This window comes from Ruegeria sp. CDSC054 (assembly GCF_059610645.1).
This window is the reverse complement of sequence record NZ_JBXWOA010000005.1, coordinates 238,786-263,948: the sequence shown is the minus strand read 5'-3', so window position 1 is coordinate 263,948 and position 25,163 is coordinate 238,786. Positions and strand designations below refer to the sequence as shown.

At 54.3% G+C, this 25,163-nt stretch carries 23 protein-coding genes and 1 tRNA gene; 11 read left to right on the top strand and 13 right to left on the bottom strand.

Going from position 1 to position 25,163, the window contains the following annotated elements:
- Window positions 1–36 precede the first annotated feature (36 nt).
- Together ygfZ and AC2FGC_RS12915 are read left to right on the top strand one after the other, a co-directional pair.
- Window positions 37–774 carry a CAF17-like 4Fe-4S cluster assembly/insertion protein YgfZ gene (gene ygfZ, locus AC2FGC_RS12920; RefSeq protein WP_496782547.1) on the top strand — a complete coding sequence of 246 codons (738 nt, stop codon included), beginning with the start codon at window positions 37–39 and terminating at the stop codon, window positions 772–774.
- Window positions 775–880: 106 nt separating this feature from the next.
- Complete coding sequence (locus AC2FGC_RS12915) at window positions 881–1,825, top strand: ABC transporter transmembrane domain-containing protein (protein ID WP_496782545.1); 945 nt, start codon at window positions 881–883, stop codon at window positions 1,823–1,825.
- Window positions 1,826–1,883: 58 nt separating this feature from the next.
- On the opposite strand, the gene efp is transcribed toward AC2FGC_RS12915, so the two are convergent.
- Window positions 1,884–2,447: an elongation factor P gene (efp, locus tag AC2FGC_RS12910; RefSeq protein ID WP_496723679.1), complete on the bottom strand. Its 564-nt coding sequence runs from the start codon at window positions 2,445–2,447 to the stop codon at window positions 1,884–1,886.
- A 218-nt stretch (window positions 2,448–2,665) separates the two neighbouring features.
- Between efp and AC2FGC_RS12905 the strand changes: the two genes are divergently transcribed.
- Complete coding sequence (locus AC2FGC_RS12905) at window positions 2,666–2,986, top strand: DUF6280 family protein (RefSeq protein WP_008757056.1); 321 nt, start codon at window positions 2,666–2,668, stop codon at window positions 2,984–2,986.
- Between the two features lie 67 nt (window positions 2,987–3,053).
- Here AC2FGC_RS12905 and AC2FGC_RS12900 read toward each other — a convergent pair whose 3' ends face one another.
- Window positions 3,054–3,623, bottom strand: coding sequence for a cobalamin biosynthesis protein CobQ (locus tag AC2FGC_RS12900; protein ID WP_496723681.1), 570 nt, complete (start codon window positions 3,621–3,623; stop codon window positions 3,054–3,056).
- A 60-nt stretch (window positions 3,624–3,683) separates the two neighbouring features.
- Here AC2FGC_RS12900 and AC2FGC_RS12895 point away from each other — a divergent pair, with 60 nt between their 5' ends.
- Window positions 3,684–5,141: a cobyric acid synthase gene (locus tag AC2FGC_RS12895; protein WP_496723683.1), complete on the top strand. Its 1,458-nt coding sequence runs from the start codon at window positions 3,684–3,686 to the stop codon at window positions 5,139–5,141.
- A gap of 3 nt (window positions 5,142–5,144) precedes the next feature.
- On the opposite strand, the gene AC2FGC_RS12890 is transcribed toward AC2FGC_RS12895, so the two are convergent.
- The 3 genes from AC2FGC_RS12890 to AC2FGC_RS12880 form a co-directional block, all read right to left on the bottom strand.
- On the bottom strand, window positions 5,145–5,909 hold the full coding sequence (locus AC2FGC_RS12890) for a hypothetical protein (RefSeq protein WP_496782543.1): 765 nt from the start codon (window positions 5,907–5,909) through the stop codon (window positions 5,145–5,147).
- Window positions 5,910–5,983: 74 nt separating this feature from the next.
- The gene (locus AC2FGC_RS12885) at window positions 5,984–7,402 is read right to left on the bottom strand and encodes a TolC family outer membrane protein (protein ID WP_496723687.1); all 1,419 of its coding nucleotides are present in this window, start codon (window positions 7,400–7,402) and stop codon (window positions 5,984–5,986) included.
- Window positions 7,403–7,497: 95 nt separating this feature from the next.
- Window positions 7,498–8,151, bottom strand: a complete 654-nt coding sequence (locus AC2FGC_RS12880) for a protein-L-isoaspartate O-methyltransferase family protein (RefSeq protein WP_496723689.1) — start codon at window positions 8,149–8,151, stop codon at window positions 7,498–7,500.
- A 227-nt stretch (window positions 8,152–8,378) separates the two neighbouring features.
- Between AC2FGC_RS12880 and AC2FGC_RS12875 the strand changes: the two genes are divergently transcribed.
- Together AC2FGC_RS12875 and AC2FGC_RS12870 are read left to right on the top strand one after the other, a co-directional pair.
- A tRNA-Cys gene (locus AC2FGC_RS12875) sits at window positions 8,379–8,452 on the top strand.
- Window positions 8,453–8,593: 141 nt separating this feature from the next.
- On the top strand, window positions 8,594–9,898 hold the full coding sequence (locus AC2FGC_RS12870; RefSeq protein ID WP_496766861.1) for a tyrosine-type recombinase/integrase: 1,305 nt from the start codon (window positions 8,594–8,596) through the stop codon (window positions 9,896–9,898).
- 229 nt (window positions 9,899–10,127) lie between these two features.
- On the opposite strand, the gene AC2FGC_RS12865 is transcribed toward AC2FGC_RS12870, so the two are convergent.
- Window positions 10,128–11,027: a sterol desaturase family protein gene (locus tag AC2FGC_RS12865; RefSeq protein ID WP_496782541.1), complete on the bottom strand. Its 900-nt coding sequence runs from the start codon at window positions 11,025–11,027 to the stop codon at window positions 10,128–10,130.
- 487 nt (window positions 11,028–11,514) lie between these two features.
- Window positions 11,515–12,243, bottom strand: coding sequence for an ankyrin repeat domain-containing protein (locus tag AC2FGC_RS12860; protein ID WP_496723881.1), 729 nt, complete (start codon window positions 12,241–12,243; stop codon window positions 11,515–11,517).
- A gap of 504 nt (window positions 12,244–12,747) precedes the next feature.
- Between AC2FGC_RS12860 and AC2FGC_RS12855 the strand changes: the two genes are divergently transcribed.
- From AC2FGC_RS12855 to AC2FGC_RS12840, 4 genes are all read left to right on the top strand, one after another.
- Window positions 12,748–16,329: an ATP-binding protein gene (locus AC2FGC_RS12855; protein ID WP_496723835.1), complete on the top strand. Its 3,582-nt coding sequence runs from the start codon at window positions 12,748–12,750 to the stop codon at window positions 16,327–16,329.
- Between the two features lie 5 nt (window positions 16,330–16,334).
- Window positions 16,335–16,613: a DUF4242 domain-containing protein gene (locus AC2FGC_RS12850; protein ID WP_480921943.1), complete on the top strand. Its 279-nt coding sequence runs from the start codon at window positions 16,335–16,337 to the stop codon at window positions 16,611–16,613.
- A 117-nt stretch (window positions 16,614–16,730) separates the two neighbouring features.
- The gene (locus AC2FGC_RS12845; RefSeq protein WP_496782538.1) at window positions 16,731–18,146 is read left to right on the top strand and encodes an FAD-binding oxidoreductase; all 1,416 of its coding nucleotides are present in this window, start codon (window positions 16,731–16,733) and stop codon (window positions 18,144–18,146) included.
- A gap of 371 nt (window positions 18,147–18,517) precedes the next feature.
- A complete protein-coding gene (locus tag AC2FGC_RS12840; RefSeq protein ID WP_496723839.1) occupies window positions 18,518–19,315 on the top strand; it encodes a GNAT family N-acetyltransferase in 798 nt (265 codons plus the stop codon).
- A gap of 247 nt (window positions 19,316–19,562) precedes the next feature.
- Here AC2FGC_RS12840 and AC2FGC_RS12835 read toward each other — a convergent pair whose 3' ends face one another.
- The 5 genes from AC2FGC_RS12835 to AC2FGC_RS12815 all read right to left on the bottom strand — a co-directional run bounded on the left by AC2FGC_RS12835 (window position 19,563) and on the right by AC2FGC_RS12815 (window position 22,714).
- Entirely contained in the window at window positions 19,563–20,237 is a 675-nt protein-coding gene (locus AC2FGC_RS12835; protein WP_496723841.1) for a class I SAM-dependent methyltransferase, read from the bottom strand.
- A 174-nt stretch (window positions 20,238–20,411) separates the two neighbouring features.
- Complete coding sequence (locus tag AC2FGC_RS12830; protein ID WP_496723843.1) at window positions 20,412–21,182, bottom strand: DUF2182 domain-containing protein; 771 nt, start codon at window positions 21,180–21,182, stop codon at window positions 20,412–20,414.
- A 28-nt stretch (window positions 21,183–21,210) separates the two neighbouring features.
- Window positions 21,211–21,831, bottom strand: a complete 621-nt coding sequence (locus AC2FGC_RS12825) for a DUF1326 domain-containing protein (RefSeq protein WP_496782537.1) — start codon at window positions 21,829–21,831, stop codon at window positions 21,211–21,213.
- Between the two features lie 246 nt (window positions 21,832–22,077).
- A complete protein-coding gene (locus tag AC2FGC_RS12820) occupies window positions 22,078–22,272 on the bottom strand; it encodes a DUF1059 domain-containing protein (RefSeq protein ID WP_282170805.1) in 195 nt (64 codons plus the stop codon).
- Between the two features lie 31 nt (window positions 22,273–22,303).
- Entirely contained in the window at window positions 22,304–22,714 is a 411-nt protein-coding gene (locus AC2FGC_RS12815) for a GFA family protein (RefSeq protein ID WP_496727563.1), read from the bottom strand.
- A 159-nt stretch (window positions 22,715–22,873) separates the two neighbouring features.
- Between AC2FGC_RS12815 and AC2FGC_RS12810 the strand changes: the two genes are divergently transcribed.
- A complete protein-coding gene (locus AC2FGC_RS12810; RefSeq protein ID WP_496782535.1) occupies window positions 22,874–23,770 on the top strand; it encodes a LysR family transcriptional regulator in 897 nt (298 codons plus the stop codon).
- 55 nt (window positions 23,771–23,825) lie between these two features.
- Here the strand turns inward: AC2FGC_RS12810 and AC2FGC_RS12805 are convergent, their stop codons facing one another.
- Window positions 23,826–25,058, bottom strand: coding sequence for a flavin-containing monooxygenase (locus AC2FGC_RS12805; protein ID WP_496782533.1), 1,233 nt, complete (start codon window positions 25,056–25,058; stop codon window positions 23,826–23,828).
- Window positions 25,059–25,163: the final 105 nt, after the last annotated feature.

The window sequence follows — 25,163 nt, the reverse complement described above, 5'->3', positions numbered from 1 at the left end:
ATCACGAGGTCCGAGGAAATGACGAGGAAAACCCAGATGCCCAACCGCCGTATATTGCGCCTGAGCGGCTCGGACACCGACAGCTTTCTTCAAGGGTTGATCACCAACGACATCGCAGGATTAGACAATGGGCTGGTCTACGCCGCTCTGCTGACCCCACAAGGCAAATACTTGGCGGACTTCTTCCTGAAGCGCGAGGGCGACGCGGTTTTACTGGATGTTGCCGAAATCCTTGCCGATGGATTTGCCAAACGGTTGGGCATGTACAAACTGCGTGCAGATGTCAGCATCGAAGACAGTGGCCTGAACCTGCAGCGCGGTACTGGCCCTGCCCCCGAAGGTGCCCTACCCGACCCGCGCCATCCAGACATGGGGTGGCGGGCCTATACTGCGGGTGCGGAAAACGACGACGATACAGATTGGGATGCAATCCGCGTGCGACACAGCATTCCGGAAACCGGCATCGAACTGACCCCCGACAGCTATATCCTTGAGGCCGGGTTCGAGACGCTAAACGGCGTGGACTTCAAGAAAGGCTGCTATGTCGGGCAAGAAGTCACCGCGAGGATGAAACACAAGACCGAGCTGCGCAAAGGCTTGCGTGGCGTCAGCGTCAGTGGTTCAGCACCAGTTGGAACTGCAATTACTTCTGGCGGAAAACCGGCCGGTACATTGTTCACCCAATCCAATGGCCGCGGGATCGCCTATTTGCGATTGGACCGCGTGGGTGACGACATGCAGGCTGGTGACGCCACCATACAGTTGGACACTTAACGTGTTGCCGAACCGGCACGGCTGACCAGCTGACTGAATTGGCGTGGTTTGAACATAGCCAAGTGCGCTGTCACACTGGTTTGAATTCAGCAATCCGGATGCACGTATGTTCCAGCTATACAGGGCAATCTGGCGCGCCAGCGCCGGACGGCAGACCATCCTCATCGTTCTGTCCATCGCGATCGCGGGTCTGGCTGCAGTTCCGCTGGAGTTTCAGCGCGACATCATCAACCACCTGACCTCAGCCGACGTAACTACGGACAAGCTGATCTACCTGGGTGCTGGAATGATGTCGGTCATCTTACTCAGCCTCGCCCTAAAGTGGCTTTTGAGCTATCGCGCAGGAACGTTGGGCGAAGACCTGATCCGCATGATCCGCCAAAGGCTGCTGCTGCGCGCCTCAGATATCAATGTCTCGGGCGAAACGATTCGCAAGGGCACGATGACCACGGCGATTTCAGCCGAGGCAGAAGAGTTGGGGAAATTCGCGGGCGGCGCTTTCTCGGACCCGGTCGTTCAGATCGGCACGTTGATCAGTGTGATCGGCTATATCTCGTCAACGCAACCGGGGCTGGGCATGATCGCCTTTTCGATGATCGTGCCACAGATCATCATCGTGCTGGTATCCCAACGCAAGGTGAACGTGTTTGTCGCCGAACGTGTCCGGATATTACGCGGAGCCAACGATAAGCTGAATGTCGAGCGGATCAACGAAATCGCGCGCGAGGTTGAGGCGCAGTTCGACGAGATCTACGAAACACGGCGCAGGATGTTCATCTGGAAGCTTTCTGCCAAGTTTCTACTGAGCGTCATAAACGGAGCGGGAACCGTTGGCGTGCTGATGCTGGGTGGCTATTTGGTTCTGAACGGGAAAACGGATGTCGGCACTGTTGTCGCCGCCACAAGCGGCCTCAGCCGCATTCAGGGGCCCACGGCATTCCTGATCGCCTTTTACCGGCAGGTCAGCGCCAATCGCATCAAGTATGAACTGATGCTTGAACTGTTTGGCCCCAACCCCGAACGGTATCGCCAAATCAGACGGGGCAGCTGACAAAAAAACCGCGTGGCACCAGTCCACGCGGTTTTTCTTTACTCTGGCAAACGCGTGGTTAGGCGCGTTCGGAGTATTCCATGGTTTCGGTGTTCACCACGATCATCTCATCCTGACCGACAAATGGCGGCACCATGACTTTGACGCCGTTGTCCAGAATGGCTGGCTTGAACGAATTCGCGGCGGTCTGACCTTTGACCACAGGCTCGGTCTCTACGATCTTGCAGGTCACTTTCTGAGGCACCGTGGCGTTCAGAGCCTCGCTTTCATAAAATTCGACTACAATTGTCATGCCGTCCTGCAGAAACGGGCGGCGTTCACCCAGCAGTTCCGCGGGCAGTTCGATCTGCTCATACGTCTCGGAATCCATGAAGACCAGCATGCCGTCAGATTCGTACAGGAATTGCTGATCTTTCTGTTCAAGACGCACGCGTTCCACTTTGTCCGCCGAGCGGAATCGCTCGTTCAACTTCGAGCCATTGCGCAGATTACGCAGTTCGACCTGCGCAAAAGCGCCGCCTTTACCGGGCTTTACGTGGTCAACTTTGACTGCGGCCCACAGCCCGCCGTTATGCTCAAGCACATTTCCGGGGCGAATTTCGTTCCCATTTATCTTGGGCATGACTTAAATCCTTCACAAACGGTTGATGCGTCAGTTCCCGCTCCTATATCTGGCGGGAACACACCTGACAAGATGACGAGACCTAGTGCTGCACCTGCAGCAAGCTATGCAAATGACGCAACGCAACTATGCATTTTAAGTGTATCCGAATCGCACTTAATCGGTCATAAGAACCGTCACGCCGAAAATGCAAGAGCAAGAACAACAAGGAAGACGAGATGAGAGATTTCGTTGACGGCACTGCCTTTAACAACGAGCAAGGCAATCGTGCACGCAAACTTTTCGCGGCCGTCGTACTGGCTGCGCTGGATGACGCTATTGCCGACGACAAGAAGTATGGCAATGGCCCGGAACAAATCGCCCGTTGGGCGCGTTCTCGTGATGGTCGCGAAGTACTGTCGTGCGCGGGTATCGACCCGAATGAGCGCGTTGTTGGCGGACTGATGGAGTTCGTTGGACGCGGTGTACGCACCTCGGTTGCACTGTCGCGTGAAGAAAGCGAACGTCGCAACGCGGCCCAACAAGCAGAAGCCGCCTGATCCAAGGTGACTTTCGCATGAAAAAGCGCGCTCCCTAACTGGGAGCGCGCTTTTCTTATGCCATCAATCAAAAGAACAACAGCCATTGCCGCGCGACCCACAGTTCGGCCATCAGCAGCACGGCAAAGAACGTTTTCGCCCAGTTGGACACGCCGCGACGCCACAAAACGGCGTAACACGCGACACAAAGCACGGTTGAAAAGGGTGCCACCCATAAGGCGTGATGTGTGCTGTCCCAATAGCTGACGGGGCTGTGAAACACCCAATTACTGATTGGCCAGAACTGTGGCCGCCCGTCCCCGGCATGCAGAAGAAAATCCATCGAAAGATGCAGCAACCCGGCGGACACCCCAACGGTCCAGACCTTCCAGCGCATCCAAACTCCAACAAGCAAGGCAAGCCCCCAAAGGACAAAGGAATTGTCGATCGCAAACACCGTCTGCCAGCCGTCAGAAAAGTAAATCTGATCGAAGACCACGCTTGGGGCTATCCCAAGCACGAAAAGGGATGTACCTGCCATCACGTAGAGCGACAGGTCCGGCAATAGCGAACCCAACAGAGCGGCCCACAGGATACGTCCCTGGGCTGGGCGGGCAAAGGCGGCAGCTCCGATCAAAAGATGCGCTGGCGTGTTCAACTTTGGCTTTTCCTTTGCCCGCAAATCAGGTCATCTGCGCGTCAACATAGGAGACAGGCCATGGTTCGGTCCATCATGATTCAGGGCACCGGCAGCAATGTTGGGAAATCGGTTCTAGTGGCCGGTCTGGCGCGGGCCTTCACCCGGCGCGGGTTACGTGTTGCACCGTTCAAACCACAGAACATGTCGAACAATGCCGCCGTCACCGAAAATGGCGGAGAGATCGGGCGCGCACAGGCTTTGCAAGCGTTGGCGGCGCGGCGTGCGACGCATACGGACATGAACCCGATTCTGCTGAAACCGGAAACCGACACTGGCGCTCAGATCATCGTACAAGGCCAACGCGCGGGCACGATGAAAGCGGGCGATTACCGCAAGGATAAATCCAAACTGCTGGGCGCGGCACTTGAAAGCTTTGACCGCTTGTGCAGTGACGCGGATCTTGTCCTGATCGAAGGTGCGGGCAGCCCGGCCGAAACCAACCTGCGCAAGGGTGACATCGCCAATATGGGATTTGCGCGCGCTGCAGGCGTACCGGTTATTCTGGTAGGTGATATTCACCGCGGGGGGGTCATTGCCCAGATCGTGGGCACCCAGGCGGTATTGGATGCAGGCGATCTTGAGATGATCCGGGGTTTTGCCGTCAATCGGTTCAAGGGCGACGTATCCCTTTTCGACGAAGGTCGCGATGAAATCGCTGCACGTACCGGATGGCCTTGTCTGGGTGTCGTTCCCTGGTTCCATGATGCGTGGAAACTGCCAGCCGAGGATATGATGGATATTCGGTCCCACTCTGGCGGGGCCTGCAAGGTCGTTGTTCCGCAGTTGGAACGCATGGCCAATTTTGACGACCTCGACCCTTTGTCTGCCGAACCCGGTGTCTCGGTCGAGATCGTGCCAGCAGGACGCCCCCTGCCCGGTGATGCCGATTTGGTACTGCTGCCCGGCAGCAAGTCCACCATCGGTGATCTGGCTTACTTCCGGGCGCAGGGCTGGGACATCGACCTATATGCGCATGTCCGCCGAGGCGGCCATGTTCTGGGCCTGTGCGGCGGCTATCAAATGCTGGGCAAGACGATCGCTGATCCAGATGGCGTCGACGGGCAACCGGGGACGGTCGAAGGGTTGGGCCTGCTGGATGTTGAGACCGTGATGGCAGGGAAGAAACAGGTAACACTCACATCGGCCCGCGCCCTAGACGGAGGAGAACCGGTTTCAGGCTACGAAATCCACATGGGCCGTACCGAAGGCCCTGATTGCGCCCGCGCTTGGCTAGAGGTCGAGGGGCGGCCAGAAGGTGCCGCAAACGCCTCTGGTCGTATCCGTGGCAGTTACCTGCATGGTATCTTCAGCTCGGACGCATTCCGCGCGTCTTACCTGTCGCAGTTGGGCGTGACCTCGGACTTGGCCTATGAAGACGGGGTTGACGAGACACTGGACGCGCTGGCGGATCACCTTGAACAGAATATGGATCTGGACCGCCTGCTGGCGCTTGCAAAAACGCCCCAAAGGGCCTGAGCGCTACTCTAGGTCCTGCTCGGCCAGGGCCTTGTAGATTTCGCGCCGAACCATCTTGCGGACGTTGCGGGTGATGCGTTCGCCCAAAACACCCTGCAATTCTTCACGAACAACTTCGGCGATCATTTTGCGCAATGCGTCTTCGCTTATGCCAGCTATCGCAGAATCTTCCGCTGCTGCTTCGACAGGGTGAGCAGGTTGTGCGGTGATCACCTCGGGGTCGCGAATGAAAGTTGCCTTGGTCGTTGCCACAGCTTCTTTAGCCTTTGCCTGAGTGGGTTCGGCTTTCTTTCCCCCGGTAACCGAAAATTCTTTGCGTGCGCTGAATTCAAGAGCTTTCGCCGGAGTACCGGAGTACTCGTCTTCGCTGTCGCCGTCCGGCTCCCACTGGTCCTCAGTGCGTGCAATCGCCGCCTCTAGGGCTTCGATCTTTGCGCTTAGACTATTGGTCGGGTTTTTGGGCGGCTCTGGCGCGGCTTGTTCTTTGTTGGCGGGATCTTCACGATTTACAATGTCGCACGCGCGCAAAAGCATCGGCTTGACCGACGCGTCGGCCGTGTAGCCTGCTTTGGCTTCGGCTTCAATCTCCGGGCTGTCTTGAATGCTGGACGTTCCGCCGACTCGCAATGCATCGGTAAGCACCAATCGCCCGGGCTTGCGGGCGATTGAAGGCGTCGGCTCTGAGGTTTGTTCACCTCTTTCACCGACCAGCCGTTTGATCGAGGACAGCACGTCCTCTACTCTGCCGTTCACGACTTTTTCCGTCATTGTTCTCTACCGCTCTATCCTCAGGATTGAGTGTAGCCAAACAAGCCGGGCGTCACAACAGATAGTATTGGCTCTTAGTCGCGGCGCAGTGCTTTGAGAACGCGATCCAGGTCCTTGCTTTGTCTGCTGACCTGAGCCGGCGCTTTCTTGACCAGGTTATAATACAGCGTCGGATCATAGATCTGCACCGCCAGCCCCAGACGTTCTGCAGTCAGCAGACCCTGTGCCTGCAACAGCTGGTAGGCGGCGCGCGAACGCTCGATCCGCGACGCGACTTCGGCCAGCTGCGCATCCAGCAGATCCTGCTGGGCGTTCAAAACATCCAGCGTGGTCCGTGCACCCAAAGTGGCCTCTTCGCGAATACCGTCAAACGCCACCTTCGATGCGCGCACCCGTTCGCTTGATGCCCGCAGGCTTGCAGATGCTGCCTGGAAACGGGCATAGGCTTCGGTCACACCCTGAGTGATATCTTTTTGCACATTCAACAGGTTGGCACGCGATGCATCCCGTGTGGCCATGGCGCGGCGCACGCTTGCGGCCAAACGGCCACCAGCATAAATCGGCTGGTTGAAATTCAACGAAACCGTGCCGTCTCTGGTGTTGTCGTCGTTGTCATAGCTCTCGGTGATACCGGCATCGGCATTCAGGCTGACATTCGGACCCAGGTTGGCGCGCTGCTGCGCCACGATCAGATCGAAGGCACGCACCTGGTGCTGAGCCGAAAGAATGGCCGGGTGATTACGCTGCGCAAGGCTGACGGCCTGCGGTTCCGAGTTTGGCAGGTTTGGCAGGCTCGGTTGACCGGCCGTGCGTCCGGGCGATTTGCCAACGGCATTCACATATTCCGCCTGTGCCGTATCGAGGTTACCGCGCGCAACAGCCAGATCAGCTTGCGAGCTTGCAAGCTGGGCTTGTGACAGCGCAACGTCCGTACGCGTGACCTCGCCTACATCGAACCGGTCCTGCGATGCGCGCAGTTCTTCGGCCGATACGTCGACGTTGTTCAGGCGAATCTGTACGGTTTCTTCCTGCAAAAGAACTTCGAGATAAGCATTGGCTCCGCGGAACAGAACCTGTTGTTCGATATCAATAAGGGTCTGCCTAGTGGACAGCACCGTTTCTTGCGCCGATTGCTTGCCCAGAACAGCAGCCCCACCATCGTAGAGCAACTGGCTGAGGGTCAGCCCCGTGAAGAAGTTGTTCGGGTCGGGTCTTGTCACCACATTGTTGATTTCGCGACGCGTGTAGTCGTGGCTAATTGCAACCGTCCAGTTGATGATCGGTCGAAGCGCCGACAACGCGATTGCCACGTCTTCGTCTGCTGCACGCAACAAGGCGCGGTTTTGTTCCAACAAACCGCTGGTATTGTAAGCGCCAATGAATGCGTCAGTTATATTGTCGGCCCAAACGGCCCGTCCCGGCACAAAGCTAAGTGCGACCCCTGCAGTCAGCGCCAGCGCTTTGACCAGCTTCCCTCCCGCCATAGAACCCATAACGAAATCCTCTCAAATCGAATTTACCCTGCTCTGCCTATAGTTTGCGCGTTTGCGTTAAACTAATCAAGGCGGCAGAAAAATCAGCTATCAAACTATAGCGAAAATACACGATTTTTGGAAAATGTCTGCAAAATCGGTGCATTGGCGTTAAACGCATCCCGCCAGGTCACACGACCCCCTGATTTATGGCCGATACGGACGACCCCCAGCGCACCCTGGACAAAAAGGCAGGCAATTCGCCCATGATCCTTAAGCTGTGCGATCAAAGCATCGGGAACCTGTTCAACGCCGCCTTGGATCATGATCACGTCATAGGGTCCATGTTCAGGGGCACCCAGCTCAAGCGGACCGACATGGACAATCGCATTGTCTGCCTCCGCCTCCATCAGAATGGACTGGGATTCGGCCGCAAGGCTCTCGTCTTCCTCTACGGCGACAACCAGCTGTGCCATGCGCGCAGCCACAGCGGTCGAATACCCCAAGGCCGGAGCAATATCCAAAACCGACTCGTCGTTGGAAATGTTCAATATGTCCAGCATCTTAGCCAGGGTCCGCGGCTCCAGCATGCAGCGCCCGTCACCCAGCTCGATCAATCCCTCGACATAGGCGGCCTCGCGCTGTGCATCCGGCACGAAATTCTCGCGCTTGACGGTAAGCATCGCGTCTATGATGGGAAACTTCGTAACATCAGAAGGACGTATCTGGGTATCGACCATCGTTCGGCGGCGGGCTGCGAAATCTGTCATTGGATCGCTCATCTTGTTCCCTTGGGTGATTGAGTTCTGCCACATCCTTGAAAAACCAGCAACGGCCCAGACACGGAAACTTTCCAATCTTCACAAGATACAACGTCGCAACGGAAGACTAAGTTTGCACCCGACCCTGAAATTTGCGCTCCCCCCTCTGGACGCTCCTGTCGAAAGCTGCTAAAACGCCGATCACACCACGGCAAGTATTTGATTTTACTTGAAAAGGCGAGTTGGCGGAGTGGTGACGCAGCGGATTGCAAATCCGTGTACACCGGTTCGATTCCGGTACTCGCCTCCAAAATCGGACCGAAACAAAGCTCGCTCGAAAAATTTACTTATTTTTTCCAGTTAGTTACTCAAAAATTCAATTGACTGTCGTCAGAAATCCCGCAACAGAGACTAAATCGAACCGTTTAACGGAGCGCGCGAGAGGATTGCAATGGGGATCGTCAATGCCCGAGGGCGTTACTATTGGGTGAAGCGCGTTCCCAAGCGTTTCAAAGGACTTGTTCGCGGCCAAGATGGACAACCGATCACCCAGGTGCGACAAGCCCTTCATACAGACAGCAAAGCTGAGGCATTGGCTAAAGCTGCCCAAATTGAGGTCGCACGAATGGCGGAATGGGAAGCTCTGGCCGCTGGTGATAGCGGCACGGCCCGCGCGCACTACGAGTCGGCAAAGAAACTTGCTGGAGTGCGAGGTTTTCAATATCGCGCACTGAACACCCTACTTAGTTCGCCAATTGAAGAAATCGTTGGTCGACTAAATTCCCTTGGCACACCTAAAAAGCTTGAAACACCCGAAGTAGTCCGAGCCGTTCTTGGGACTGTGCCGGTCACTCGCCCTGATCTCGAGAGTGTCCTCAATGAGTACATCGACCTAACTAAAACCCGTCACTTGAGTAAATCAGACGCGCAAAAGCGCCGTTGGAAATTGTCCAAAGAGCGGGCAGTCAGGAACTTCGTCTCGGTCGTGTTCCCATCCCATTCACCGCCGATTGATCAAATCACACGCTCAGATGCGTTGAAGTTTCGGAATTGGTGGTCGAAACGCATCGAGACTGATGGCCTGGCAGCACAAACTGCTAACAAGGACTTTGGGCACTTGGCAGAGATTTGGGGAACCTGGTGTGAGCTAACCGCGACCCATCTTGAAAACCCGTTTTCCAAGTTGGCTCTGGACGGCGCAAAGGAGATACAACGCCCATCTTTCAGCCGAGAATGGCTTCAGGACCGACTATTGGCGAAAGGAGCGTTTGACGGTTTAAATTCAGAGGCAGCCGATATCCTGCTGGTCATGATCAACACTGGCCTAAGGCCCTCCGAGGTCACGGACGCACCCCTTGAGGACTTCTGTATTCAAGAAAACATACCTTTTATCAGAATTGCCCCCAATGGGCGCGAGTTGAAAGTTGCACATACACGGCGCGAAATTCCGCTACTGGGCGCGTCCCTAGAGGCCGCGCGACGATTAGTAGCGCGTGGCGGCATCCAGAAATACGTCCGCAAAGCTTCGGGTTGGTCAGCGTTAGTCAACAAATACATGGGGAACAATGGCTTGAAGGAAACGCCGCGCCACACTGCTTATAGTTTAAGACACTACGTTGAAGATGCGCTTTTACACGCAGGCGTAGACGACCGGATACGCGCCGACATCCTTGGACACAAGTATCATCGTCCTGTTTATGGAGATGGCGGCGGCCTCGTAGGTCGTCGCGATGCTTTAGACAAAATCGCTCTTTAGGCGGCCATTCAAATCCAAGGGTTGCCCAATCTCCGTCAGTTGCTGGCATTCCCAATGCGCCGCCTTCCCCGTTGGAAAGAAAATCGGAAACAACTCACGGTCGACCGGGGAGTTTCCAAGACTATGGGCCAGCTTCCCGAACCGCGATGCAAACATGTGCCGAATGAGCAAGCTGCTTAATGCCTTGGGCATAACACTCATGCGCGGCAAAGCAGTCTTTGGTTCAGCGCTATTGGTCTATTTGGTCAGTGCCCAGCTTGGTTTGCCCGGACGAGACAGATGAAGATCGCCTCTGTTGGCTCGGGGTACCGAGGGCACCTCCGCTCGCCGGGCCGCGCAGCGGCTGAAGTAGCATTCGGTCGAGCCAGAGGTCTCGGCGTGTGCGAAACTGCTTGATGCCGATTTCCATGCTTTTGTGCCCCTTCTTGGGTTGCGCAACGTAAGTGCCTAGAAGTCGGTCCCACCACGGTAGATTAAAGCCAAAGTTCGAGTTGATCTCGCTTGGATCGACTGAATGGTGGACTCGGTGCATGTCTGGAGTGACGACGATCCATCTGAGAATTCGATCCACCGGACGCGGCAATTCAATGTTTGCGTGATTGAAGAGCGCGGTAGCGTTCAGGGTCACCTCGAAAAGGAGCACGGCGACAGCGGGCGGCCCCAAGGTTGCTACGACCGCTAGCTTGATCCCCATCGAGATGAGGATTTCTACCGGATGGAAACGCAAGCCAGTAGTCGCGTCAAAATCAAGGTCGGCGTGATGCATCCGGTGCAGACGCCAAAGCCCCGGTACGGCGTGGAACATCACATGCTGAAGATAAATTGCGAGATCTAGAAGCAGCATGGAGACCACGATGGCAACCCAAACCGGCGCCTCGATGTTATTGAAGAGCCCCCATCCGCGATCCTCGGCCATGGCTGCGAAACCAACTGCGAGGATTGGAAAGGTCAGCCGCAGGATGGCGGTGTCGAGCACCACGAGCGCAAGGTTGTTTGTCCATCGGATAACGCGCGGAATATCCCGACTTCGCCGGGGTGCGGCCACTTCCCAAAGTGCCATCGCCGCCAGGACGGATAGGAAGGCAATAAGGCGGATAGTTGGTTCAGCAGCTAGGATTGTGTCGGACATGGACATCCACTATTCGGGTTTCCGTCGCGATAGAATTGCAAGCTGTTCTAGGCGACGACCGCTCCAATGTAACGCAGACATGCAAGCGATACCATCTGAGGGCGGCTTGGTCCGCAAGGCGGAACTTCCGATGGTTTTCGGGAATGACCGTTTCCGGCAGGAAGCAGACATTTAAGTCGAAAAACCGAGTCGATATTGTGTGATGTCTGCTTTCACCGAGACCGGGCATTCAGCAAAATAGGTTTTATGTCCGAGTTTCGGACAAAGCGGACCTTAGCCCGATTGCCTGTACTAGCGTATTGATATTGGCTCACTGCGCTCGAAGCGTGCTAAGGAACGCAATCAAAGCGACCCTTTCGGCGTCCGATAGATCCGGCATCAATGCCATCTCTGTTCCGGGAACACGCCCTACGGGATCGGCGATGAATTGATTGAGTTCTGAGATGTTCCAATCACCGGATAGGGAAGCCATTGCGTTTGAGTATTTTTAACCTTCAACACCCGCTTTGGTGCGTCCGACAACACCTATGAGCGACGGACCGTGATTGTGCGCTCCGGATGGCACGGTTCCTTCTTCGATAATATGGCATTGCGTACAACCAATCGCTGAAATCCGCCCGAGCTCAAGGTCGGCGATCGCCAATTCAGTTTCGGATATGGGCGGCGGTTCGATTGGTTGTGCACCGCTTTCTGAGAGAAACGAAATCATCTCTGCCTTATCTTTTATTGTGACCAGATGGATCGGCGGCACACCCCAAAACTCTCGTGCATTTACATTTGCACCATAAGCGACAAGAACTTTGGCGGCGTCCAGTGAGCCTCTCTCGGCAGCATTATGAAGCGGAGTATAGTCTTTATCGCCGGCCTGTGCGCTTGGGCCTGCTCCCGCCTTCAGTAAAAGTTCAACTATCTTTTCATGGTTGCCACGGGCTGCCTTTTGCAACGGACTACCAAAGTCGAGCGCTGCGTTGGCATCTGCGCCATGTTCGAGAAGGATTGCAACAATGTCGGTATGGCCGGATTGAGCGGCGAAGAACAAAGGCCGCTCCAAACTGGTTGGATCAACGCTTCCTTCGGCAGCGAGCGACGCCTCCAGCGCCTCGGCATCACCATTACAGGCCGCCTGCAAAATATCATCTGCCTGAGCAACCTGCGAAAACAGAGCCACCGTTAGAACCGGGAAAAGGAACAAATTGGCGATACTGAAACGTAGCATCAAGAAATCCTCCGTCAGTCGTAGCTGCGCCAACTATATCATAACTCGCCGCAGTTCACCGCCATGCCATTACTTTACCGTTTTACAAAACCAGTTGACTTAGACTGCCCAATGGTCGGGTCCGCTCTGGGCTCGTAGCAGTCATCGGATTCGGCGCCGTATCTGCCAAATCACGGCGTCCGTCCCCGTCACGCCCGGCCCATTCCCGCCTTTGACCCACAGTTTGTCATGCCGCGGCGCGGCCCGTCGAACCTGCCGTTCGCTGCAAGCGCAAAATCTCAGGCCAGCCAATTTCGCACAATGCGGACAAAGTCGCCTTCAAAGGCAAAACATCAAACGCGTGCAGCCAATCAGCCAGTCGTGTAAATCTAGAACGCGGTGGCAAGAGCCGGAATTGTAGACTGACCCGAAGATAAATGAAAGCAGACGCCATTCATTGAATAGTCAGTTCATTTTGAAAGCGTTTTTCTTGATTAGTGCCGCGTATCTCAGCATGATCCAAAGATGTCGGCTGAAATAGACAAATGGTTAATTGATCTCGACCTGAGTCAGTACGCAGATGTTTTTGCGGAAAACGATATTGATGCGCGTGTTCTGCCACTACTATCTGGCGACGACTTAAAAGAGCTCGGAGTAAGCCTTGGTCACCGCAAAATCATCCTCGCTGCAATTCACGAGCTAGTCGGCCAACAGCACGCAACCTCGCCGTCACAAGCAGCTCGTGAACAAGCGCCCACCTCAGTCAATTTACAAAGTGATGATCCGCGCAAACAGAAGCATGTCGAACCGCCTACTGCAGAGAGGCGTCACGTAACTGTTTTGTTTGCCGATCTTGTCGGTTCGACTGAACTCACCAATCGCTTTGATCCCGAAGACATGCGGGACTTGCTACAGAACTATCAAGATGCCGTTGCAGGAGCCGTGAGCCGATATGGTGGCTACGTTGCAAAGTATTTGGGCGATGGTCTGCTCGTGTTTTTCGGATGGCCGCGGGCTTTCGAAGATCACGCAATTCGGGCGGTAAAAGCTAGTCTTGAGTCTGTTCACCGAGTCAAAGAACTCAAAACGCCTGACGGAGAGCCTTTGTCAGTCAGACTGGGAGTTGCGAGTGGTGATGTTGTGGTCGGCGATACCATTGGCGAAAATACATATGAGGAGGGGGCCATGACTGGTCCGGTCGTCAATCTTGCGGCACGGATTCAAGAACATGCAGAGCCAAACTCAGTCGTTTTGTCAGTTGAGGAAACCGAGGCAGCTTTACATCGGATATTTGAGTTTAAATCTCTTGGGCAGGCAGAGCTCAAGGGGTTTGCTGAACCACGTAGTCTTCAGAAAGTGATGTCAGAACGCAGCGCGGAAAGCCGGTTTCAGGCCTCACATCGAGACGATGTCGACAGCGTCATGGTTGGCCGGGACTACGAAAAGGGAATTTTACTGCAATCATGGCAACGTGCTCAGAATGGCCACGGAGACGTTGTTCTGCTCTCCGGTGAAGCCGGAATAGGAAAGTCGCGGCTTACAGAGGAATTCCTTGCTGTAATCACCGAAAACGACGAAGCCGATGTCATAAGGCTGAACTGTTCCCCCTATCTCAGCAGCAGCCCCTTTCATCCGGTAGCCCAACGAATATCCCAGGATGCGGGTGTTGAACCGGACTTTGATGACAATCTGATCCTTGAGCATGTCAGAAAAATGCTCGAAGGACGACCAGGGTTGGACTGGGAACAAGTTCTGCCTGTCTTTGCAGCGTTGGTCGCACCTCGTAGTGCCCTCGCCCAAAAGGTGCTCGAGATGTCACCGCAGGAGCAGCGCGACATAACAATCCAAACATTGATCCACACGGTGCAGGTGCGGTCAAGCGTACGTCCGGTTATGCTGTGCGTAGAAGATGCTCATTGGATCGATCCTTCCACACAAGCATTGTTGGAGCGGTTTAAGTCGATATGCACCGATCTTCCTCTGATGATCTTGATAACCCACAGACCCGGGTGGGAATTGGCCCGTGATGATGGGGACACACACGTTCAGTCTCTGGTTTTGCGCCGTTTCGATTCTGCGCATGTCTCAAACCTTGTCGAAAATATTACAGGCAAGAGACCGGACGAAGCTCTGATCTCTACAATAGTTGAAAAAACCGATGGGGTTCCTTTGTTCGTGGAAGAAGTGACCCGAGCCATTGTCGAATCCGGCGAGCAGGGGCAAGGCCACATACCATCGTCATTGAAAGGCGCGTTGATGGCGCGGCTCGACGCAGTTTCGCCAGAGGCAAAACAGGTCGCCCTTACTGGTTCGGTTATTGGCCGGGAGTTTGAGCCGGGCATACTATGTGCCGCGAAAGGCTTTGAAGAATCTGATATCAACAAAAGCCTCGAAGAGCTTTCGCGAACAGGCCTGATCTTTGAAAGCGGGCACAATCGCGGGCACTTCGTTTTCCGCCATGCACTTATTCGCGATACCGCCTATCAATCCATGTTGAGTTCAACTCGGAGACAACAGCACGCAGACGTGGCGCGTGCTTTGATGCGGATAAGGTCATCTGAGATTGAGCGCCGCCCTGAACTTATCGCGCGCCACCTATCTGAGGCTGAGGACTGGAGTGCCGCGTTTGAAAAATGGCAGGTTGCGACAGAAATGGCGTTGGTGCGATCCGCGAGCCAAGAAGCGATGACGAACGCCAAGGAAACTTTAAGAGCTGCCGAAAAACTTGGCTCAGACACCAATACAGAATTGATCAAAGGCAAGATTCTAGTCGGCCGCAGCCATGACAGTCTGGGCCAATTGCCAGAAGGGATAGCAGTTCTGAAGGACGCTTCCAACGCGGCCCGGGCTGTGAGCAACGTGGAGCTAGCGGCTGACGCGGCCAATCACTTCGCTGACTCTTGCATGATGTCCAGCGAAAGGCACAGCGAGGCGATCGAACTCTGTGATAATGCGCTGAAAGGTTTGCCCGATGATGATGAAGTCCGTCGGTGCAGATTGATGAGCCAACTTGCGCGCGCCCATATGTTTGTAGGTCAGTTTTCCGAAGGTGCCCGCTTCGGCCAGCAATCCATGGAACTGGCCGCAAAATTGGGCGACTATAAATCCCAGTTCTCAGTAATGATGATGCATTTTGGAGCACCCTTTGTTGCGCGCAAGGGAAGAGAAACCCGCCATTGGCGCGAAAATCTGGAGGCTATGCATGGTGTGGCCGAGCATCTTGGCAGTATCGATCAGGGTCGAGACCGGACTCTCAGCTTGTTTGTAGGTGCCGAGATGGCAGACCGTGAGTTGATGGACCATTCTCTGGGCTTGCTCACCGAGATTTCGGAAAAGGACAATCATTTGCAACTCTACTGGGTTCAGAAACACGCACAGGCCATGGTTGCAATTATGGACGGCGATTTTGGCCAAGCGGAAAAACACGCCACCGAGGCCGTGAAGATCGGTCGAAAGACCCATGGGGAGCATGTTGAGGGCGTCTACGGGGTTCAGATGTTCACTATCCGCCGCGAGCAAAACCGGCTGCACGAGGTCGCGCCTGTGATCAAGAAATTGATGACGGACAGTCCCGAAGACATTTCGTGGAGACCAGGATTTGGCCTTATCGCGGCCGAGCTCGGATACAAGGAACCCGCTGAACGTATACTGAATGAAATGGCCGACAATGGCTTCGATCTTCCACTCGACGCTATGTATTCAACGACCTTATCTTATCTGACTGACATATGTGTCGCCATTGAACATCAGGAACATGCCAAGACGCTCTATGATTTACTGGCTCCGTACGAAGAACTGACGATTACTGCAGGGGCAACGACGGTGTGCGCAGGTGCGGCGGCGCGACGCCTCGGCAGTTTGGGCACGGTTTTGAAAGACTGGGATGCTGCTGAGATGATGTTCCAGAAGGCTATAGAAATTGACACTCGCATGAAATGCCCACCCTGGATCGCTCACAGCAAGACAGCTTATGCATCAGCATTGAGGCGAAGGGGACGCCCGAAGGATGTGGAACAGGCGTTTCAACTGGAAGGCGAAGCGTTGGCAATTTCGCAAGATTTGGGTATGGTTTCCCTAAAGTCAAAGCTCGAAGGAGTAGCGAGTTAAGGCACTTGAATTATTTGGGGGACTTTATGCCTAGGTACATAATTGAACGAAACTTTGCCGAACAACTAAACGTCAGCGATGATGACAAAATTCACATCAAAGAAATCAATGACGAAGTCGGCGTTGAATGGATATTTTCATTTCTAAGTGCAGATAAGCGCAAAACATACTGCTTGTACGAAGCCCCTGATGAGGAGAGCCTCAGGAAGGCGGCTGAGCGCCTGAATATTCCTGCCGATGTCATAACACCCGTGGATCGGATTGATCCGGCAATATTCGCCTGACCAGCAGCCATTTTTTCCCAACTCAATGAAACGACTTCGCGAGACAACGCGACGGAAATAGCAATTAGCTGAGGCAGCCCTGCAAGAAGCCCGACCTGACTATTGGGAGGCTTACGCATGTTTGACCTGAAAACACTCGACGGAAGTACAGCTATTGTGCATCAAGACACCTTGGACGCTCTTGATGCATCACTTCGCGGCGGGGTCTACCAGAAAGGCACCCCGGAATACGAAGACGCAAGAACAACGTGGAACAGCATGTTCGAACGTTACCCAGGTTTCGTGATCCGCGCTCTGGGGGCAAGCGATGTGCAGAAGGCAGTGAATTTCGTGCGAGAGACCGACCTCGTTATGTCAGTTCGGTCAGGTGGGCATCAGATTGCTGGGCACGCTGTCGCAGATGAAACTGTGATGCTCGATCTGTCCCAGATGCGATCTGTTCACGTCGACCCTGTCAACAAGACCGCTCGGGTTGCGCCGGGAGCACTGCTTGGAGATGTGGATCGCGAAACTCAGGCCCATGGGCTTGCCGTTCCCGTTGGCATCAACTCAACCACGGGCATCGCGGGCCTCACTCTTGGCGGCGGCTTTGGATGGACCACGCGGAAATTTGGCATGACGATCGACAACCTGCTCTCAGCGGAAGTCGTGACTGCGGACGGAGCTATTGTAACTGCATCCCCTACAAGTCACCCTGAACTTTTCTGGGCTATCCGCGGTGGGGGTGGAAACTTCGGTGTCGTAACCTCATTTGAATTCCAACTGCATGAGCTAGGACCCGATGTCCTGTCCGGCCTCATAGTTCATCCGATAGAAAATGCGCCAGAGCTCCTCGCTGAATTTGCTACGATTGCAGACAATTCCCCGGATGAGCTGACCGTTTGGAGCGTGATGCGGAAAGCGCCTCCTCTACCGTTTCTGCCAGCTGAGTGGCATGGGCGAGAGGTGCTGGTCTTTGCAGCCTGCTATAGCGGGCCGATGGAGGAAGGTGAAAAAGCTATGGCAGCATTACGCGCGCTAGGTGACCCAATCGCCGATGTGATATCTCCCCACAAATTCGTAGACTGGCAGGCCGCTTTTGATCCTTTGTTGACGCCAGGCGCCAGAAATTACTGGAAGAGCCATGATTTCGATGCGCTTTCTTCGGATGCAATCTCAGGACTTTTGGAAGCGATTTCCAGCCTTCCTGACCCCGCGTGTGAAGTTTTTATTGCCCATGTGGGCGGAGCAATGGCGCGCGTCGAGGCCGGTTCAACCGCTTATCCCCAAAGATCTGCTCACTTCATCATGAATGTTCACACGCGTTGGGAGGACCCCAGCAAGGATGCTCAATGTATCGAATGGGCGCGCAAGCTATACGACCAGATGCAACCGCATGCGAGCGGTAGTGCCTACGTCAATTTCATGCCGGAAGACGAAGCAGACCACATGACCGGAGCGTATGGCGAGAATGGCGAGAAACTGTCTAAGATAAAGCGTAGTTATGACCCCACCAACTTGTTCAGGGTTAACCACAATATCTTGCCTGCTTGATGGAATTCAGAACTGCATAAACTGATCCAGATTGATGTTGAGAATTTTGCCTTGGCGTCGCGCCGCATTTCTAGTTGGCTAGTTTTCAAGCCAAGTGGAGCATCCAAGCGACGATCGCGCTGGTAATCATGCAACCTATGGGTTGTGGTTTCCGTAGATACGGCCAAGAAATTCAATATGTGTCCGCTTTGGGCTCGAAGCGGTCGTTCGTCGAATTGTCGTGAGTAACCGCACTGCGGACATAGTTGACATTCACCCTAGACCAATAACTCTCTTTTCGTCGCGGTCTCGCGTCTGATGTGCGCTTGACGACGCAACTCATATCAAACGATCATCGTCGAACCATTTTGCGGCAGCCCAAAGGATAACCTATGGAAGTATTTGGAAGTGATGCACAGCGACGCATGTCGACCATGGGTGAGCATCTTATCCAGCTATTGGGTGATGACCCTCGATTTTGTAGCCATGGGCGCGGTATTCAAATTGCCAACGAGTACAGCGGGGCTTTGGATGATGCCGTTGCAATGGCTCGAATACTTGGCATCACGGCGATAGAAAGCATACCGCGTCAGGAGGTGGCAAAGACGCGAGAAGTCATTGAAAGTCAGGGATTAAAAACCGACACAATAGCTTGTTATCTTGGCGGGCTGAACTGTGTTGACATTGCTCGGAAAATAATTGCCACACGGGCGTTGCCCGAGGATTTGACCGTACGTGTGATTGATCGAGACTCTCCGCCAGAATGGCTTGAAGCTTTCGCAGAAGTCGCAATGAGCCACGGTGTTCTACCGCCAATAGGGCCGGTTATGCGCGGATTGTCTCGCCCCGGATTTGCGATGGTCGTCTTTGACAGCTCAGGTGCTCCCGTTGCAACCGCGGGCTCAGTTCTGTGCCATCCGCCCAGCAGTAGGCTGCATCGTCGCGCTCAATGGGGGCAACTTTCGACCAAGCCTGAACGCATGGGCGAAGGTGTAGCAAAAGTCTTGGGAGCCAAAGCTATGATACACTCTCATGAAAAGCTTGGCGCAACTGGGTTCAAGACAGGCATTGCTCCGGGCAACGTTGCATCAGCACGGTTGTGCGAAAGACTTGGCTTGGAGGATAGCGGCAGCGACATAGTCGCGATCATCGACCCGAATGTATACTCGGAAGATCGTTTGACCAAGTGAGCCATTCGGAAGTTTGTTGTCGCGGTATATCAACGACACTCGCGCAAACCTGACTGAAACTTCTTGAAAAACTAAGATAGGACGAACTCTAGTCTGCATTGGGCTAGTTGCAGCTGCTTGCCGGAGGTTACTGGCCAATTGCTTTGCCGAATCCAAGGCCGCGTCCATGATTTCATGGAAAAATCTCCAAGGATCGCTTTGTGGGCGAAATTGCTATACGGAGCTGGATCTCACGGTACGACAGCCGCTAATTTGAAACGATAAAGTGGTATGCCGCGCACGGCTGGTGTAACACGATCTGTCCATCAAGGATCTCGACTGACCGATTGAATGTATCTTCCATGTCGGAAGAAACCTTTGCATAAGCTCTAGAACGATCTGGATCCGGCCAAACAATCTTTTTTAGGAACGCGTCGAAAGTCGGGTACTCACGAGTAAGGACGTAATCTCTTTTGTTTTCCAGCCAAAATCCGTCTACTCCGTCCAAGTGGCTAAGTGTTTCGTGTGAATGAGATCGAACGAGGGTTTCATCTTCTACCAATCGAATGACCTCAAACATTGTTCCATAAGGATAGGGCTCCACGATGTGCAACCGCCCACTGTTTCCGAGAACGCGGTGAATTTCAGTGAAAGCGTTGTGCTGAACCTCCACTGGAATGTGATGAAGAGAGAAGAACAAACACGCTAGGTCCAGTGAACCCGATTCGAGAGGTAGGTCTTCAGCAGCCCCAAGCCTGACGTCGATGTTTTTTGGTAGATTTTCTTTGGCCTTAGCAACTTTGCCCGGATCGATTTCTATTGCGATGACTTTGGCTCCTGCAGCGTACAAGTCTCGCGAATAGACGCCGTCACCCGCACCAACATCGACGACCTGAAGCCCTTCAAGTTCGCATATTGTTTTTAGGTGTTCGATGTGAGTCATGGCCAACTCCAGCAAATCTGAATGGTCTTGCAACAGATTAGCATACCAGTTCCCCTATTTCCGCTTTGGGTTCGGAGCGGAACTTAAACTCCCGCAGAAATTGCTTGCCCGGTGACGTGTTGAAGATCGCTCTACGGTGGCATTTATCCAGCCTGTGAATGCACCAACGTTTACTCAGGCGAGCGTGACGAGCCACCCGCCCCAGACAATCAAAACCACGCCCAATCCTCGACTCAGAATCCGCCCGAATGGCAACGTCTTTTCCGCCACCACTACGATTGTAAGAACGGCAACCCACGGCAGGTTCATGACGCCCAACACAAACAACAGCACCATCAGCATCCAGCAGCAGCCAAGACAGTAGACCCCGTGGTGAAGCCCCATCTTCGCGGCACCAAGGGTTCCCTCTTGCCAATGAGCCGTCAGAAAACTCATGGGCGAGCGGCAATGCTCCAGGCAAGCGTTCTTGAGTGGCGTCCATTGGAACAACCCGGCGAATATAAGCATCACGCCGCCCACGGTCGGGGCAACCCTCCCCATCATGGAGGAAAGCGCGTCGCCCGCGTGCAGCCACCAATTCAATACAGTGGCCGCCAGCGAGAACCCCAGCCAAACCAACAGATACCCTGCCACAAAGCTGCCCGTTGGCACGAAGGGGCGCCCTGCGTCTTCCCGCTTCGCGCGCACCCGTTCGTAGATCATTACGGCGGGTGTGACTGAAGGCAGCATCATCGCAAACATCATCACCGCCCACATCATAAGCATGAAGACAAAGTCCGCGGCTGACCACTGCATCATCATCGGCATGGCCACGTCACCGACCAACGTCATCGAGGTCGAACCTCGCCCGAGGTAGATTGTATAGGCCCACGCCAGCGCAGAGAGCGCTACTAAGGCTGCCAACACCAGCACCCGATCCCGTCGTGCGACTCCTACAGCATTCATTATGATGGCCTGACGGTCCAGCCCGGCCTCAGCCGGCCCAGACGACTTGTCCGACCACACCCGACCGGCCTGTCCAGGTCACGGGCATATCCGCGTCGTTCCAGGTGGTGCCGTCACTAGGAGCCAGATCACCTTCATGCCCCTCATGACCGAAGGCGAGGCTGAACGCGGCGTTCTGCAGTTTCATCTTGTTGCCGAGGTCATTGACCAGACGGCGGGATTTCATCTCGCCTACACCGGCCACGCTTGCCGTTAGTTCGCTTTCAGCCTCTGTCACGCTGATCCCGGCGCGTTTGGTCGGAAGCCAGGTCGACAACAGGCTTGCTGGTACTTCCATGCCGCCGCCGGACGCCCCCTGCAAGATGGTCTCCAATGCCGCTGCCTGTGCATCGCTGGCGTTTTCGTCAATATAAACTCGTCCGGTGCCGTTCGCGTCGAATAGAGTCGGCCCGGGGAAATGAAACGAGACAATCGCATTCTGACCGGAAAGCTCCACGCCTTCATGAGAGCCCTCGCGAACGCGTATCAACAGGGATGTTGCGCAATACCCCTGGTCCATGAGCATAAGGTCGGCCTGTCCAAACCAGCATGGGCAAAGCATGTTGCAATTGCAGGTTTCGACGAGTTCCCCTGAAACATTCCAAGACATGATTTCTCCTCCCATCCCACATTTTCCACGGCTGCATTTTAGCAGAAAGGCTGCTTTTCACCAATCAACCAGAAGGTTAACCATGTCTCATCAGGGCTCAGAGCTGCCTATCCCTACAGCTTGCATGATTAGCTGGTTGGCAGCCCATGTCGGTCCTTCTTAACAAAGTCGCCATTCGTCACCAAGCGATCCAAATCGAAGTTCAAGGCCGATATCTCGTTGGGCGTCGAAGCCCCACTGATCTTATCAAGCCGGCTTAATCAATGTTTCCAGATATTCTCGAGTGTCGGCGTCCCACGAGCTGGGGTCCTCTCCATGAGCGACCACCGCGTGGAGTTCCATGAGCTTCCAGACTTCGTCCTTGGTCGCAGCAACTACTTTACCTGGGCAGGCCTCCATGCCTTCGCAATCCTTGCAGGCATATGAGTATGCAGTGTTCATCGCTTTCACCTCCGTGCGCTCGGAAAGTTGGTTAGAACTCAAGAAACGTCGGCAGCCCGTCGTCGAGTTTTATCCATGGCTGCTGATGCGAAGCGAAGACATGGGCTTTTGGCTGAGTAATCGATGGGTCGTCCAACGTCACAGCAGAAAACCACGCGTCAGCGCTCCAGTCTTGGCCCTCAACTTCATTTAGGGCGGCATAGGTCAACGTCGTTCCACAGTCCCGACAAAATCCGCGGCGAATACCCGGAGTTTTCTCAATGTGTTGGATTTCGCCTCTGATAACGGCGAAGTCTTCGGCGGCTACCTTAGCCCAAGTTACAAAGGCACCGCCAAGGGCCATTTGGCATGAACGACAATGGCAATGTCCCGACCAGACAGGTGGTGTCGCGATCTGGTATCGAACCGCACCACAGTAGCATCCACCTTGAATTTTTTCCATCGTATCAAGATCTCCCGGCATGCGGCTAGGCTGACATCCGTGATGAAGCCTATACCTACTTTTCTTGGAGCTTATAAACAGATTTCGATATGAATATTGTCAAGAAAACCGATATCATGCGACTCAAATAGTCTAACAAAACATTAGAAAATCTACAGTATGGATTGGTTGCACCTTCCCCCGATGAACGCTTTGCGCGCCTTCTCAGCGGTTGCGGAAGCAGGGAGTTACACCGTCGCGGCTGAACACTTGAACGTAACCCAAGCGGCTGTCAGCCAGCAGGTGAAATCGTTGGAAAGGCATTTGGGTGTAGCTCTCGTTGCCAGACGTGGGCGCAGCATTGAATTGACAGAGCCAGGCATCATTCTTGCACGTGAACTGGGTATCGGCTTCGAAATTATCGGAAGGGGTGTCGAACGACTGGCGGAACATGCAGCGCACCGTCCCGTTCAAGTGACCATGTCACCCGCATTCGCAGTAGAGTGGCTATTGCCAAGAATGGCAGAGTTTCAACGACAACATCCAGAGATCACTTTGATGCTGAACCCAACCTCGGAGCTGGTTCAGATAAAGCCAGGTGGTATCGACGTCGCCATTCGGTATCACGATAGACGCATGCCAAGAAAAGAAGAGGATACCGTCCTTGTTTCCGACATGGTCGTGATCGGAGCACCTTCACTGGTGGAAGGCCAAGATCTGCGTGACCCGGCCTCTTTAACGAAGCTTCCCTGGTTGCAGGAACTGGGCACCAACGAGGCGGCCGACTGGTTCACCTATCATGGGGTCGTACCTCCCGAGCCATTGACCATAAATCACATGCCGGGGAACCTGATCATGACTGCGGTTCGCCGGGGTGACGGTATCACGTATTCTGCCAGAGCTTTTTTCGAGGACGATCTGTCATCTGGTCGAATGATTGAGTTGTTCTCTGAGCCACTCTTCGGCGTCTATTACATCCAGACTCAAGCAGAATTTCAGCGTCCCGAGGCTAAGGTGTTCGTCAATTGGCTTAAAGCGCAATCACAAGCCGTATCGAGACACACGTCCAAAAGCTGATCTTGTTACAGTTGGAAACCTTCGATCCAAGCTAGGCTCGAGGCTGTCGCGTAGCTTATTTGTTCGAAGTAGAAATCAAGTGATCAACTACGTACTCCGCGTCCTCGCCCACGCCATAAAACAGGCCAGACCCTTGTGTATGCATCCAATGCAGTCCGCAGAAGTACAGGCCTGCTATATCCGTAGCACCTCGCTCATATAGCGGATAGCCAGTCTCATCGAAGACTGGCAAGTCGATCCATCCAAAATCGCGGTGAAACCCAGTTGCGTATATGACGGTTGAAACATTTGCTGCAGCCAAGTCGAAGAACGGTGGTTCAGGTTTGGGCTGCCAGTTGATCGGGACAACAATTTCCTTGGGATCATCGAGTCCATTCTCTGCAACAAACGTGTCGATGCTCTCCATTTCCGCGCGACACACATCGTCCACTGCCTTGAGCGTCTCTTCAAGTCCGCCCGCCAAAATCAGACACCCGTCTTGAACACCCTCAACCTTGCTGTGTAGTTTGACCCCGTCGAGCGCCATCTGGCGCAGATCATTAATACGACCACCCTCTCGCCCTGAGAGATGTGGATGGGCTTTGAACCGGATAGCTGTCCCTTTGGGATGGTCCTTTACCGCCATGTTCATGTACCCAGTCGCCAAGTCCCATTCAAAAATGTCGCGACCCCTATAGCGACGTGGGATGCGGCCAGCACTGCCCACTGCGAGATGTACGTCGCGCCCGGATAAGTGCAGGTCCTCAGCGACCTGACACCCTGACTGACCACTTCCAATAATGAATACCGCACCATCCGGTAGGCTCGCTGAGTTGCGATAGATACACGTATGTATGCCAGTAACCCTTTCGGGCAGATCGTAATGCCAACTTGGTATATTCGGGTGTTGATGCGTGCCGACGGTGACGATCAAGTTCTGCGCTCTGATTTCGCCATCTGATATGGTTAGTTTGAACCGACCCGGTCCTGCACTTGCCTCGATTCTAGCCACCTCGACGCCCCCTCGATAGGGCGGACCAAAACTGCTCGCATAGTCTTCGATGTACTTGACGATCTCATCGCGGAGCATGAAACCATCGGGATCATCCCCATCGTAATGGAAACCTGGAAGTCGGCAGAGTTTGTTAGGAGAGACAAGGCAGAACGAGTCCCAACGGTTACGCCATGTATCGCCAATCTGCCCGCGGTCCAAAACAACGTGATCATGACCAGCCTGTTTTAAGTGCCAGCTAACGGAAAGACCAGCTTGACCTCCGCCCACAACCACAGTGTCAATCAGGGTGTACATAGCAGCAAACCTCTCTATGAAACTCTATCGGCGACAGCTAGTTGCTTCAACGTATCAATGTCCGCTCAGGGCTCGAACTAGACCTTCGATGCGGCTGGCGCAAAT

What these genes read in the sequence shown, in the direction of transcription:
- ygfZ (WP_496782547.1), top strand. Translation starts at nt 37, where the DNA reads ATGCCCAACCGCCGTATATTGCGCCTGAGCGGCTCGGACACCGACAGC.
- AC2FGC_RS12915 (WP_496782545.1), top strand. Translation starts at nt 881, where the DNA reads ATGTTCCAGCTATACAGGGCAATCTGGCGCGCCAGCGCCGGACGGCAG.
- efp (WP_496723679.1), bottom strand. Translation starts at nt 2,447, where the DNA reads ATGCCCAAGATAAATGGGAACGAAATTCGCCCCGGAAATGTGCTTGAG.
- AC2FGC_RS12905 (WP_008757056.1), top strand. Translation starts at nt 2,666, where the DNA reads ATGAGAGATTTCGTTGACGGCACTGCCTTTAACAACGAGCAAGGCAAT.
- AC2FGC_RS12895 (WP_496723683.1), top strand. Translation starts at nt 3,684, where the DNA reads ATGGTTCGGTCCATCATGATTCAGGGCACCGGCAGCAATGTTGGGAAA.
- AC2FGC_RS12890 (WP_496782543.1), bottom strand. Translation starts at nt 5,909, where the DNA reads ATGACGGAAAAAGTCGTGAACGGCAGAGTAGAGGACGTGCTGTCCTCG.
- AC2FGC_RS12885 (WP_496723687.1), bottom strand. Translation starts at nt 7,402, where the DNA reads ATGGGTTCTATGGCGGGAGGGAAGCTGGTCAAAGCGCTGGCGCTGACT.
- AC2FGC_RS12880 (WP_496723689.1), bottom strand. Translation starts at nt 8,151, where the DNA reads ATGACAGATTTCGCAGCCCGCCGCCGAACGATGGTCGATACCCAGATA.
- AC2FGC_RS12870 (WP_496766861.1), top strand. Translation starts at nt 8,594, where the DNA reads ATGGGGATCGTCAATGCCCGAGGGCGTTACTATTGGGTGAAGCGCGTT.
- AC2FGC_RS12865 (WP_496782541.1), bottom strand. Translation starts at nt 11,027, where the DNA reads ATGTCCGACACAATCCTAGCTGCTGAACCAACTATCCGCCTTATTGCC.
- AC2FGC_RS12860 (WP_496723881.1), bottom strand. Translation starts at nt 12,243, where the DNA reads ATGCTACGTTTCAGTATCGCCAATTTGTTCCTTTTCCCGGTTCTAACG.
- AC2FGC_RS12855 (WP_496723835.1), top strand. Translation starts at nt 12,748, where the DNA reads ATGTCGGCTGAAATAGACAAATGGTTAATTGATCTCGACCTGAGTCAG.
- AC2FGC_RS12845 (WP_496782538.1), top strand. Translation starts at nt 16,731, where the DNA reads ATGTTTGACCTGAAAACACTCGACGGAAGTACAGCTATTGTGCATCAA.
- AC2FGC_RS12840 (WP_496723839.1), top strand. Translation starts at nt 18,518, where the DNA reads ATGGAAGTATTTGGAAGTGATGCACAGCGACGCATGTCGACCATGGGT.
- AC2FGC_RS12835 (WP_496723841.1), bottom strand. Translation starts at nt 20,237, where the DNA reads ATGACTCACATCGAACACCTAAAAACAATATGCGAACTTGAAGGGCTT.
- AC2FGC_RS12830 (WP_496723843.1), bottom strand. Translation starts at nt 21,182, where the DNA reads ATGAATGCTGTAGGAGTCGCACGACGGGATCGGGTGCTGGTGTTGGCA.
- AC2FGC_RS12825 (WP_496782537.1), bottom strand. Translation starts at nt 21,831, where the DNA reads ATGTCTTGGAATGTTTCAGGGGAACTCGTCGAAACCTGCAATTGCAAC.
- AC2FGC_RS12820 (WP_282170805.1), bottom strand. Translation starts at nt 22,272, where the DNA reads ATGAACACTGCATACTCATATGCCTGCAAGGATTGCGAAGGCATGGAG.
- AC2FGC_RS12815 (WP_496727563.1), bottom strand. Translation starts at nt 22,714, where the DNA reads ATGGAAAAAATTCAAGGTGGATGCTACTGTGGTGCGGTTCGATACCAG.
- AC2FGC_RS12810 (WP_496782535.1), top strand. Translation starts at nt 22,874, where the DNA reads ATGGATTGGTTGCACCTTCCCCCGATGAACGCTTTGCGCGCCTTCTCA.
- AC2FGC_RS12805 (WP_496782533.1), bottom strand. Translation starts at nt 25,058, where the DNA reads ATGTACACCCTGATTGACACTGTGGTTGTGGGCGGAGGTCAAGCTGGT.